Here is a 12,129-nt window from a genome sequence, read left to right on the forward strand (position 1 = left end):
TCCCAAGCCGCTCCCGCAATCGACCTTCCGAAGGTCGCCGCGATATTCGATCTTGATTTAGGAACGTGGGATATTTTTATGAAAACCTTCTCAATAGCATTATCTCTTATAGCCATTATTTTCGTTCTGGCCATCCTTGCGCCTTCATTTGTAGGCAATGTTTCCGAAAAAAACGCGTCTCTTGCAAAAATACAGGCAGTCAAGGAGAAGAACCCGGCGGCAGACGAGCAATATATAACCCCAAAAGCCGACAGCTTCAGAGCGGGAAAGGCTTTCGGCAAAGAAAAGGACCGTCTCGATACCATGGAAGTGATGGTGGTTAGAGGGAAAAATTATCTTTTAACCCAGGTTAACAATCGCCTGAAGCAGCTCGGGCCTTTCAGAACCCGAGTAAACGATATGACGACCTTGAGCGATTCAGAAAGAAAAAGCCTGGTTGCCGAGCTTGATGCCAAAATTGACATGTTCAAGGCATTCAAAACAGAGATCAATAAGAGCGCAACAAAGCAGGACATCAAAAATGTCGCCGATAAAATCAAGGCTGAATGGATAAAAAGCAGGCTCAGTGTGGAGCGCGCAGAAAGGCAGATCGTTGCGGCAAAGGAAAATCAGCTGATATCGGATGCGGATGAACATTCTTCAAGTATTCAGAAACGTATAGATCTCCTTAAGGCATCCGGAAAAGACACTAGGGTTCATGAAGAACTGCTTTCTCTGTATGGCAAAAAGATTGCTTCTGCAAAACAGGATGTAGATTCTGCAAAAGAGAAATTTGACGCCGCTACAAGCGCTTCAACAGAAGCTGAGAAAGAAAAGCTAATGAAAGGGAAGGAGCTTTTGTTATTAACTGCACGTGAGAGCATAAAAGATGCTTACAACATATTGACAAAAGCAGCGCGCCAGGAATTTTCGCAAAGGCATAAATAGGATATCTATCCGACCTGCAGAGACGAATGCATTGACGCTTAAACCCCATTAAAAACTTTTTAATGAAGAGGACCATATCATGAATATTTCATCAAAAATTACGGTGCGAACCCTTGTTGCCGGAGTCGTGCTTATCGCTATCTCAAGCTTGAGTAGCTTGGCTTTTACCGCCACCGCTCCTGCTCCGTCAGCTTGTACTAATACTTATATGCAAACAGCCACGGCTTCTGGCCAAACCCTGTCAGCAGCGTTAGATAAATGCTACGTGAACCGTCCTGCGGGGGCAGTTGTTCAAAACTGTGTGCAAGGTGCTTTTCAGGCTCATTATAGAACTCTAATTGCTGCAATAAATACTTTTCAAAGTTGCTCGGGGGAGGGTGTTAAACCGTAGCAGTATTAGATGATCAAAGACCTTAGAAGAATTTGCTTCTAAGGTCATTTCTATATTGCCTCGCCTCCTGTTTTGTGCGCGCCTTGGCTTGCTGTGTACTGCGGCTGTGGTCTTGTTTTATGCTGAGCACTAATCTAACCAGAACTAATTATAAGTGCCCGTACTGATTATGCTGAGTTGGTTATTAGTATATAAAATAATAGGGTTCGTGTTTTTTATGTTTTGCATATTTTGAAAATGGGAAGTCGGTAATTAGATGGCTAATATGTAAAGTTTTTTATTTGATAAAATGCCGAATATCAAAAAATATGCAATCTGTGCTTTTAAGTAGTCTGAATTATTAGGATAACTCATGAGGGGGTTTTGTCGGCCGGTTCTAGATCAATCTTAAAATGATGGATGAGTCCCTCCTGCTGACGCAAATAAATAATGAGGACCCTGAGTAGGATACCGTTAAAGGCCTACCTAGGTGGGTTTTCTTATTCCATTTTATAAAAGTTAAATGGAGGTATATCATGTTGAACAAAATTAATCACAGGATGAACTTAGCCGAACACGGAACCGTTGGGGCAGGGTATTACCTTGTTATACCGAATACACCTGCGAACTGCAGCCGTCCGATCGGATCGAAAGATGCTTTCGAATGTTCAAGCAATCAACTGAGCAAAGTAGTTATTATGGCCTGCATCCTCGGTATGATTGCTGCCAGGCCGGTTTATGCGGCATTCAATATCCCCACGGGGGTTACCGATATTCCCCCGGCTGCAGTACCCAGCCCATTGTGCATCAACGGTCAATGCGCCACGGCTTTTACCGCTCCACTCTTGATGTTCGAGGAGTTCGGTCTGCAGGCAATGCCGACGAGCCCGCCTTCGAATACCAGCACGTTGCCTGCACCTTTGGATTGCCAGAGTCTACCCAATGGGCAGGACCTCGATAATTTCATTAGAGAGCCTCTTCATCCGCTTCCTACCGAAGCCGCGAATGAGCTATTGCCGAATGCCTGGGATGCAAAAGTTAAGGAATGTGCGGGCCCATTCCCGAGAACCGTTTTGGAGGGCCGGCCGCCGGGTGTGTGGTTTGCCCATCAGCGGTGGACGGGAGTTAATGATAGGAAATATATCTATCCCAAAGTCTATTTCCAGAGTGCACAGACCGGTGCCCGCAAGAACCTGGGCCTGCGCGATCTGTACCAGAGGCACGGCTACAGCAAAGGGGAATTCGCTAGCGGAGGACTCTACCATATCAGCGGAACCACGAAGGGCATCGAGGCCAAACTCCACCCCATGCTGCCCGTCCAGCGGCCGGATACCGTCTGGACCTTCGACGGCACCTTTCCTCCCAAGTTGCTGATGGCGCGCTACGGAGAATCTATATTATTCCGCCATTACAATGCGCTCCCTATAGATGATGTGGCGAACCATGGTTTTGGAAGCAAGGAGATCAGCACCCACGAGCATAACGGCCACAATCCGGCCGAGAGCGACGGTTACACGGCTTCTTGGTTCTATCCGGGCGAGTTCTATGACTATAATTGGCCGATGATTCTCGCCGGGCACGACAGTATCAATGCCTTGGCCGGTGTGCCGGCGGCCGGTACGCCGGATGGCAACGGCGGTATTATCAAGATTCCGGGTGACTGGCGCGAGACGATGAGCACGCATTGGTTCCATGACCATAAACTCGACTTCACCGCGCAGAATGTTTACAAGGGCAACGCGGCCATGATGAACTATTACAGCGCCGTGGATCGAGGCCGGGAAGCGGCGAATGCGATAGAAGCGAGAGGCGATGCGAAAAAACCCGGCTATGGCTGCCACTACGCCAATCCAGGCAAAAACATAAACCTATGTCTCCCCAGCGGCACAGCCCTTGATTGGGGCAACCGCGACTACGACGTCAACCTGATAATTGCCGACAAAGCGTGGGATCAAGACGGCCAGCTCTTCTTCAATATTTTCAATACGGACGGCTTTCTCGGCGATCGGGTCACAGTCAACTGGCAGTGGAAGCCGTATCTCGATGTACGCGCACGCCGTTACCGCTTCCGCATCTTGAACGGCAGTGTTTCGCGTTACTTCAAGATTGCCCTGGTCAATCAGCAGGGCCAGCGCGTACCGTTTCATATGATCGCCAATGATGGCAATCTGATGGAGCATACGGTGCCGTTCCCTAATGCCGAGTCCGCCGATCTGCCATCACAAGGAATTGCTGAGCGTTACGACCTCGTGGTGGACTTCAAAAACTTCAAGGACGGCGACAAGCTCTACTTCGTCAACCTGCTGGAGCACGACAACGGTAGAGGTCCGAAACAGGCGATACCCCTCGAGGATGTCGTGAGCGGCGTATACCAGGCCGACGGCATCAATGGCGATCCGGGCGTAGGCAAGTTCCTCGAATTCCGCGTGCACTCATGCGTGCAGAGAGGGCGTCCCGTCAGCTGCCCGGACTACAGCATGAATCCGGCCGATTATGCCGAAGGAGGCTTGCAGATGATCCCGCTGCCCACTTTTACTGCGGATGAACTCCAGAATGCGATACATAGGAAATTCGAGTTCGGGCGAAGCAACGGTACCGACACACAGCCCTGGACCATCAAGACCGACGGCGGACAAGGGCTCAACATGGATCCGCATCGGTTGTCGGCCGCCCCGACCGGGGGGGCCGCCGAGATCTGGCATATCGTGAATGGCGGCAGTGGTTGGAGCCATCCCGTGCATGTGCATTTCGAAGAAGGACAAATTCTGAAGCGTGGCGGTAAGGCGCCACCGATATGGGAAAAATGGGCGCGCAAGGACGTCTATCGTATCGGTCCTCTAACGGATGCGACAGACAGTGTCGAGATGGCTATACGCTTCAGGGAATTCGCCGGGACTTACATGGAACACTGCCACAACACGCAACACGAGGATAAGGCCATGCTGATGCGCTGGGATATTCAAGACCCACTTAACCCCATAGTGCTGCCTACGCCTGTTTCTGGATGGGATGGCGTCTCATATGAAAGCTCAAATGTTTTGCCGACCTATAAGGACGGATGCGATAGCCCGCTTGCCGACTGCCAATTATTGCCCTGAGGCCTGGAGGAGGCGATGAAAATGCAGCATGCCGCAGAATATTCGAGGGTAATGGCGACTCTCCTTTTATTCGTCTGCATCGCTTCGATTCTCGGGAGCGGCCCGGTTGTGGCCGCTCCTGCCGGCTCGCGCTGGAACGGGGACTATTTTCCGAATATTGCTCTGGTGACGCAGGAGGGGAAAACAGTCCGCTTCTATGATGATCTGATCAAGGGTAAGGTGGTGGCGATCAACTTCATTTTCACGCATTGCCCGGATGCCTGCCCTACAGAAACGGCCAGCTTGCGCCAGGTTCAAAAGGCGCTGGGTGAGCGCGTAGGCCGCGATGTCTTCTTTTATTCGATCACCCTGGATCCCGAGCACGATACGCCGGCGGTGCTTAAGGAATATTCCGGGAGGTTCAGGGTAGGGCCAGGGTGGACATTCTTGACCGGGAATAAGGCGGATATCACGCTTCTGCGCAAGAAACTGGGGTTATACAGTGAAGAGCCGGCAGGCGAGAAAACGCAGAATCACAACATCAGCCTCATCGTCGGCAACGAGGCCACCGGGAAATGGATCAAACGCTCGCCCTTTGACGAGCCGAAGGTTTTGGCTCGATTGCTCGGGTATTCGCTCCAGCGCATGCCCGTAGCCAAGTCGAATCCAACGAGTTATGCCGAAGCGCCACGCCTCCCCAACAGGAGCCGGGGTGAGGATCTCTATCGTTCGCGTTGCGATGGCTGCCATAGCCTGGGTGCAGAAGACGGACTGGGGCCAGGGCTAGCCGGCGTGACCGAGACGCGGGATCGCGCCTGGCTGGCACGCTGGCTGAAGGCCCCGGATCAGATGCTGGCGGAAAAGGACCCGATCGCGACGCAATTGTTTGAGCGTTACAACAGACTGAAGATGCCGAATCTGAGGCTCAGCGACGACGATGTAGCAGCTCTGATCACCTATATGGCCGCTTCGGATTCGGTTAAGCATGGCGGAAGTGCTATCGCTGTGGCCGGAAAAGCAGGTACTGGAAATTAAATCTTACGCATTAGACCTGACTTGAGAAATTTATGCCTTGCCGCTGTCTAATGTATCTTAATGTGAAGCGCTTATCCGTTCTCGGGGGCTGGCATCGCGAGCGACCAGCAATTCATCGCGAGCATCGAGCAGTTCATCGATTTTTGCGGCGATAGCCTCCGGATTGGAGAAATTGTTAAAGCGCCGCCATTCACCGAAGATCGGATCGCCGACAAGAATGACCGACGCATGGCTGGCGTGATCGTTCGTATAGATGCCTAGCTCCTTCAATAAGGCGTCGATTTGGGCTTTCTTGCCGGTCAGCCAGATCCATCCGGGTTTGGCATGGAAATGCTCCGCATAGGCTTTCAGGCGAGCCGGTGAATCCACCGCCGGGTTGATGCTCAGCGATACGATGCGCACGTCCCGGGCCTGTTTTTCTCCCAGCCGGCTTTGCAGCTCGGAGAACATGGCCAAGGAGACCGGGCAGGCCGTATGGCAATCGGTATAAATGAAGCTGAGGGCGATGATCCGGTCACCTACGACATCGCGGGCAAGGCGGACCGAGGTGCCGTGCTGATCCAGCAGTTCGGCATCCGGCAGTTGAACGGCAGGCATGGCCACCGAGGTAGCTACCGGCGGCACACTTGGCAAGAGGACCGTCAGGATGCCGGAAGCCAAGATTACGATGATGGCTTTGTGGGTGAGTTCAATAATCATGGCGCTGATTCCTAAAACTGAACGGCGGCGATTTCCGGGCGGATAGCGCGGAAACTCAAAATGGGCTGTTGTTTAAACGAAATATTGAAAGACGAACTTCAACGGTCCTACGGTTTTAAATAGTAATCAAAGCCCATCCAAGCAGTCTGTCTGCTAGCCCACGAACATAGCGCGTTCTGTCGTAATCATCCTGTCACCTAATGCTTCCTATAATTTGCGCTTTCTCAATCTCAGAAGCCGCGAATGGATGGCAGGCGACCGGGTAAGCTCGGCCGCTTTCCCCGCGTTTGCATCCTTCATCAGATTTTTATAAAGGACACGATTTATGTTAAACAAAAGTCACCAACATGCCTGTCTGGCGGCCGCCGCCTTGGCCGTATTAGGTTGCCAGAACGGAGTCCAAGCCAAACCGGTTGAAACCTTGGCCCCGGTCGCAAAACCCCTTGTGATAGCCCATCGCGGCGCGTCGGGCTATCGTCCCGAACATACGCTGGAAGGCTATGCCTTGGCCATCGACCAGGGCGCCGATTTTATCGAACCGGATTTGGTGTTGACCAAGGACGGCAAGATGATCGCCCGGCATGAGCCGATGATAGGGGCAACCACGGATGTCGCGAACCACCCGGAATTTGCCGACCGCAAGACCAAGCGGAGGGTTGACGGCGTCGAGTATAACGACTGGTTCGCGACCGATTTTACGCTGGCGGAAATTAAAACCCTGCATGCTGTGCAGGCGCGGGCGAACCGCGATCAGCAATACAACGGCTTATACGAGATACCCACGCTGGATCAAGTGATTGCTTTGGCCAAGCGCAAGAGCGCGGAAACCGGGCGTACGATCGGCATCTATCCCGAGATCAAGCATTCGACCTATCATGCGACGGTGACCAATCAAAAAAAACATAAACTGTTCGGCAAGCATTTCTTCGAGATAAAGTTACTGAACAAACTGCATAAGGCATACGGAAACAGCGCTTGCGCGCCGGTATTTATCCAGTCTTTCGAAGTCGGCAACCTGCAATATCTTAGCCGTAAAACCCAAATCACTTTGGTGCAGTTGATCGATGCCGATGACGTGAACGCCGACGGCTCGGTGTCTTTGGTCGCGCCTTATCGCCAGCCTTATGACTTCGTCGTCTCCGGCGATCCGCGCACCTTTGCGGACCTGTTGACCGATGCCGGGCTGGATTTTGTCAAAACCTATGCCGATGCGGTCGGCCCCTGGAAGCCTTATCTGGTCAAAACCGTCGATGATCAAGTCGATCGCAATGGCGACGGGCAGATCACGATCAACGACCGCCGCGTCGATGGCAGCACCGGCGTTTTGGAAAAAGCGCACGAAAGAGGCTTGCAGGTGCATACCTGGACATTCCGCAACGACGCCGGCGGCTACGGCTTTTTCGATCCTCGCGAGGAGATGACTTATTACTATGACCTGGGCGTCGATGGCCTGTTTACCGAATTTCCCGATACCGGCTTCGCGGCGCGGGAGGCGTCTGATAATACCAGGGAGCCTTCAGCGATTGGCGCGTGTAAGCGTCATTGATTGGGGACGGCCCGCCGGTCGTGTAATAACCGGCGGGTCTCCATGGCTATTGCAAGGTTTTAATGTATTCGATAACCGCCATACGCTCATCATGGCTTAAATCCGTGCCAAATTCATGACCTGAATTACCATTACCCAGAGCAGCCGTATCGAGCAGGACGCTATGGTCCTCACGCTCGGTCGAGAAGCCTAAATAAACCGGATCAAATTGTTTGCTGCCGACATAAAACTTAGCAAGCCGTTCGGCGGCCGGCAATAGCAGTTCATAGAGGGAGGCGACCGAGCCATTGTGCAGATACGGAGCGGTGAAGGCGACGCCATTCAACGGGCGTGCTTTGTAGGTTGTCAGCTGCGCAATGGTGGGGCTGAGCGATTCGCGGTAGCCGAGGTATTCAAGCGGGCTTCTCGACAAGTCGCCATTCGTGAAGAACGCCTTGATAATCGCTGAGCCGGAAATATTCAATAATGAAGCTACGGGGACTTTGTTATCCGCACCGACAATCCCCAACGCGTTGGTAATGGGTAAAAAAGCTCCGGGTAAAGCGCGGCGGGTTGCAAATGCCAATGCAGCCGTTGAGTCAGTTTGCAGCACGCTTAAAGGCGTCTCGAAATTCACTTTCGCAAAGGTCTCACCATATTTGTTGGGGGCGGTTCGCGGCTGCGGATCCTCCGTATGGCAACTCAAACATTTGTCGGCAAAAATAGCTTCCCCTTGGCTTGCCAGGCCGGTGTCGATCTTGCCAAATATTTTTTCCGGCCAGGCAGGTGCGTGCAGCTTTTTTAACAACGCTTCCAAATCATACAAGTTATTAATGTTTGCACTGGAACCGACCGAGCCGTCCGAACGAATTTCCGTCTCGGCAAAGACTCCCGTCACTTCGCCTACATTACGACCAAGCGGGCTATGTACCGACGAATTGTATTGCACCCAGTCAAAATCCGGCGTATTCCACAAAAACGGAAATTGAGTGGGCGCTACCGCAGGGGCGCAGTTCTCCGGTATAGCCAGGGAGTAACAGGCGACCTCGTTCGCTATGATGGTAAAGGCATCGGTTCTGCTGGGGCCATGCGGCGTAATGCCTTTGCTGCGCTCAATACGGGCTTTCCACCAATCGCGATAATGGATAACTTTTGCCATCAGGTCATTGCGTTGGGCATCAGAAGCAAACTTGCCGATAATTTTTTTAGAGAAGCGGTCAAATTTTTGCTCATCTGCGAGCGTTGCCTCCAATGAGGCAAGAATGGCATTTTGCAGTTGTTCAAGGTCTATCAGGCTTTGTCCGCCATCAATACGGACAGTCGATCCGTTGTACTTTAATTGACCGGTATGGCAGGCTGCACAGGTAAGGCCTATGGAATCGCCTTTGACAGGATCTACATCCTTGGCAAAACCAACGGGTAATTTATCGGGATTTGTGTCGCTACGCTCATCGACTAAAAAGCCCATTTTCCGCAAATTAGAGGCGGCGCTTAATTTCTGGCGCCCTTTGGCTTGTTCCAAGTTCAGGAACCAGTCATAAGGCAACATTCTGGAGCCTTGCGTGGTCTGGTAAAAGGCCGCCCTTTGTTCGGCGTCCCAACCCTGCTCTAAAAAAATCACATCGTCAGGTGTTTTAGATATTTTAGAAGGTAAGTCATTTGCGACAACGGTGCTGTTAACAACCGCGAATACACTACCCACAGCAAACAAAGCCAACTTCGCATGATCGGATTTCATGATGGATACCCAGAAAAAAAGCGATAGCGTAAACTAAAACTCAGTTGACTGGTGACAAAAAATAGCATGACAGAATTCGATAACAATAAAAAGAGTGCAGCCCGTCCAAGGCTGCACTCCGTTAGGCATGGCGAACGTCGATCGCCGCATAAAGCCTGATCAAAGCGCGACGTTGCCTGTTCGATGCGGCATTTGACTTAGGGGTTTGCGAGTTGAACCGGACAGTCATCCTGACTACCCACGCAGATGGGGCGCATCATATCGTTATCTTCGTGAGACAAAATATGGCAATGCCAGACATACAAGCCGGGGCGGTCGAATCTGGCTTTGACCCGCGTCACTTCACCCGGGTAAGCAATCACCGTGTCTTTGGAACCGAGCTCCCAAGCTTCCGGTCCCCGTGCTGCACCGAGTGGCGTTGCGGGAAGCATGGGCATACCGTTCAGATCCGGTTGTAGCGGCTCACGATTTTGAACTTGGAACTCGACCAGATGCATATGAATGGGGTGGGCATCCTCGGTGAAATTGTAGATTTCCCATATCTCTGTGGCGCCGTTGCCGGGATTTTCAGTCGCTGGATCCATCCAGGGGAGAGGCGCGGGAGCTCCTGTGTTGTCCATGGTTCCGAGCATGGAAATGGTCGGGCCGAATGGAATACCGGCGGGATCCTCGATAATACTTACCAGGTTGCCATTCGCATCGGCGTTGTAATCGGCGAAAACGGTTCCTGATTCCATTTCGTTAATGGAAACCTTGCGTACAGTTAACGGGGCGCCCAATTTCTCGGCGGCTAACAAGGTTTTTAGCTGCTCCGGAGGAACCGATTCATCTTTTGAAGTGGCAGGTCCGATCACCGCAAACTTCATCACCTGGCCGGTGGTATCAGGATCGGCATAGGCATAATCCGTTCCGCCTTCCCCTCCGCCATAGGGCTCGTCGGGAGCTTCATTGATCAGGTAAAGCGGTGAATCTTTCGGTACATGAGTGAAATCCACGACCACATCGACTCTTTCTGCAGGACCGATCAGCAGCGAATTGACCTTTGCAGGTTGGGGTTGAAAGCCGCCGTCGCCTCCCACGACCCAGATCGGTGATGCTTCTGTTGCAGGCCGGGCCGTCGGGTCTTTGGCTATTTTCAGAATCATGAAGCGGGAGTCAGACGCATTGAGGATGCGGAAACGATAACGGCGTTGCTCTACGTCAAGCTTTGGCCAACTGTTGCCGTTGACCAGCATCACGTTGGAAAAATACTCCGGATTCCAAATGGGCGAGACATCGCTGTCTTTGCCGTCTACCGTTTTGCTCGGAATGAAGGGTATCCGCAGTTTCTTCTTGGCTAACCCTTCGAAGAATGCCCGATCCCCCGGATAGAAAAGGCTGCCGTCGCTATTGAAGGCGCGGTCCTGAATCAGTAAAGGGATCTCGAAGTCGCCTTTCGGCAATGCCACGCTAGGCAGGTCCGATGCGCCGCCACGCAAGAAATAATTGCCCGTCAAACCGGCATAGACGTTGTTTCGGGTCATGCCTAAGGTATGATCGTGGAACCACATGTGCGTGGCGCGCTGGGCATTGGTGTATTGATAGGTCGCGGCTCCGGCCTCGTCCTCCGATCCATCGATTTGCTTCCAATGGCTTCCCCTGGACGCATAACCCGCTGGAATATTCGATGCCGCCGGCAAGGTCCAGGATTCCGGATACCCATCGCTCCCCCAAACTACATCCGCGCCATGGAGATGGGTGACCAAGGGCACCGGCCCGGTATACGGATTAGGGTCCATGCCCATACTATCCTGACCTTCCGGGCCTCCGGCAGGATTGGCCCAGTGCACGGTCTGATCGACCGGCAGCAGATGGGGGAGGAAATTGCCATTGCCGTCCTTCAAGTCATTGATCCATTTCACCCGTACCGGGCGGTTAAATTTCGCCTCGATGTTATAGGAAGGAGAATGGAAAGTTTTTGAATCACTGCTGGAGCCGTATGCCCACAGTGTCGTTTTAGGCAACGGTTTAGGCAGTACCTGTTGGGTAATCTGGCGTGCTGCGATTTCGTAATAGTCGACACTGGGATCGCCGGCGTTAAGCGTCTTTGGCATTGCCGGGGGAACATACAAGCGAGAGACATACTTGGGTATTGTCGTCGGATCCAGAGTGCCACCCGGCAGCGCCGCCCAGGCGGCGTTTCCCAGCCATGGCAATGAAAGGGTTAGATAGACTGCGGCCGTGTTCAGCCGCCTAGACGTGCATACGGATTTTTGCCGGGCTTTTTCTCGGTGCTTCCTGTTTTTGCCGAACAGCCATCTTGAATCATAGGATTGGGATGCTAGCGAAGGAAAAGCATCTCCGTTAGTGATTTCATCACTGTATGATTGTGTTTTAGTAGACATGATATATACCCCACAAACCAGCTAAGTTAACAAATTTATGTTATTGGAATAAGCATAATAAATTGATAAATAAGGATAAAACTGGCTCGGCAACGATCCCGCCCAATTATCAAAAAAACCGCTCCGATCACTGACGAGCAATGCCTCTAATAATCAAGCAAAAGGCGGATTAAATTTACGCCTTGAAGGCGAGGGATGAACATCGGGTGAAAACCTGATATTTAACTCGGGAATTCAAAAAAAACCTGAATTGATGCGTTACCAGCTTTGGCTGAAATTGTCGCTGGGCTCCGGATCCTGTTTTTCCTCTTAATCATCTTGTCATCTAACGCTTCCTATAATTTGCGCTTTCTCAATACTTTTGCAGAGAGCAA

Annotated in this window: 8 protein-coding genes; 5 read left to right on the forward strand and 3 right to left on the reverse strand. The window is 51.9% G+C overall.

Annotated elements, in window-relative coordinates:
* Positions 1-78 precede the first annotated feature (78 nt).
* The 4 genes from ACEPPP_RS13070 (at position 79) to ACEPPP_RS13085 (ending at position 5,409) form a co-directional block, all read left to right on the forward strand.
* Positions 79-927 (forward strand): hypothetical protein, encoded by an 849-nt coding sequence (locus tag ACEPPP_RS13070; RefSeq protein ID WP_374087359.1) that lies wholly within the window; start codon positions 79-81, stop codon positions 925-927.
* Positions 928-1,006: 79 nt separating this feature from the next.
* Positions 1,007-1,318 carry a hypothetical protein gene (locus ACEPPP_RS13075; protein ID WP_374087360.1) on the forward strand — a complete coding sequence of 104 codons (312 nt, stop codon included), beginning with the start codon at positions 1,007-1,009 and terminating at the stop codon, positions 1,316-1,318.
* A gap of 515 nt (positions 1,319-1,833) precedes the next feature.
* Complete coding sequence (locus tag ACEPPP_RS13080) at positions 1,834-4,395, forward strand: multicopper oxidase domain-containing protein (protein WP_374087362.1); 2,562 nt, start codon at positions 1,834-1,836, stop codon at positions 4,393-4,395.
* Between the two features lie 15 nt (positions 4,396-4,410).
* On the forward strand, positions 4,411-5,409 hold the full coding sequence (locus ACEPPP_RS13085; RefSeq protein WP_374087364.1) for an SCO family protein: 999 nt from the start codon (positions 4,411-4,413) through the stop codon (positions 5,407-5,409).
* A gap of 57 nt (positions 5,410-5,466) precedes the next feature.
* On the opposite strand, the gene ACEPPP_RS13090 is transcribed toward ACEPPP_RS13085, so the two are convergent.
* On the reverse strand, positions 5,467-6,108 hold the full coding sequence (locus ACEPPP_RS13090) for an SCO family protein (protein ID WP_374087366.1): 642 nt from the start codon (positions 6,106-6,108) through the stop codon (positions 5,467-5,469).
* A 325-nt stretch (positions 6,109-6,433) separates the two neighbouring features.
* Here ACEPPP_RS13090 and ACEPPP_RS13095 point away from each other — a divergent pair, with 325 nt between their 5' ends.
* Entirely contained in the window at positions 6,434-7,654 is a 1,221-nt protein-coding gene (locus ACEPPP_RS13095) for a glycerophosphodiester phosphodiesterase (RefSeq protein ID WP_374087367.1), read from the forward strand.
* 46 nt (positions 7,655-7,700) lie between these two features.
* Here ACEPPP_RS13095 and ACEPPP_RS13100 read toward each other — a convergent pair whose 3' ends face one another.
* Together ACEPPP_RS13100 and ACEPPP_RS13105 are read right to left on the reverse strand one after the other, a co-directional pair.
* Complete coding sequence (locus ACEPPP_RS13100; protein WP_374087369.1) at positions 7,701-9,371, reverse strand: di-heme-cytochrome C peroxidase; 1,671 nt, start codon at positions 9,369-9,371, stop codon at positions 7,701-7,703.
* 197 nt (positions 9,372-9,568) lie between these two features.
* Positions 9,569-11,755 (reverse strand): multicopper oxidase family protein, encoded by a 2,187-nt coding sequence (locus ACEPPP_RS13105; protein WP_374087371.1) that lies wholly within the window; start codon positions 11,753-11,755, stop codon positions 9,569-9,571.
* Positions 11,756-12,129 lie beyond the last annotated feature (374 nt).

Origin of the sequence: Methylomicrobium lacus (genome assembly GCF_041897535.1) — a bacterium.
Taxonomy (GTDB): domain Bacteria; phylum Pseudomonadota; class Gammaproteobacteria; order Methylococcales; family Methylomonadaceae; genus Methylomicrobium; species Methylomicrobium lacus_A.

Coding starts and splice junctions, on each gene's coding strand:
- ACEPPP_RS13070 (WP_374087359.1), top strand. CDS start 79: ATGAAAACCTTCTCAATAGCATTATCTCTTATAGCCATTATTTTCGTT.
- ACEPPP_RS13075 (WP_374087360.1), top strand. CDS start 1,007: ATGAATATTTCATCAAAAATTACGGTGCGAACCCTTGTTGCCGGAGTC.
- ACEPPP_RS13080 (WP_374087362.1), top strand. CDS start 1,834: ATGTTGAACAAAATTAATCACAGGATGAACTTAGCCGAACACGGAACC.
- ACEPPP_RS13085 (WP_374087364.1), top strand. CDS start 4,411: ATGAAAATGCAGCATGCCGCAGAATATTCGAGGGTAATGGCGACTCTC.
- ACEPPP_RS13090 (WP_374087366.1), bottom strand. CDS start 6,108: ATGATTATTGAACTCACCCACAAAGCCATCATCGTAATCTTGGCTTCC.
- ACEPPP_RS13095 (WP_374087367.1), top strand. CDS start 6,434: ATGTTAAACAAAAGTCACCAACATGCCTGTCTGGCGGCCGCCGCCTTG.
- ACEPPP_RS13100 (WP_374087369.1), bottom strand. CDS start 9,371: ATGAAATCCGATCATGCGAAGTTGGCTTTGTTTGCTGTGGGTAGTGTA.
- ACEPPP_RS13105 (WP_374087371.1), bottom strand. CDS start 11,755: ATGTCTACTAAAACACAATCATACAGTGATGAAATCACTAACGGAGAT.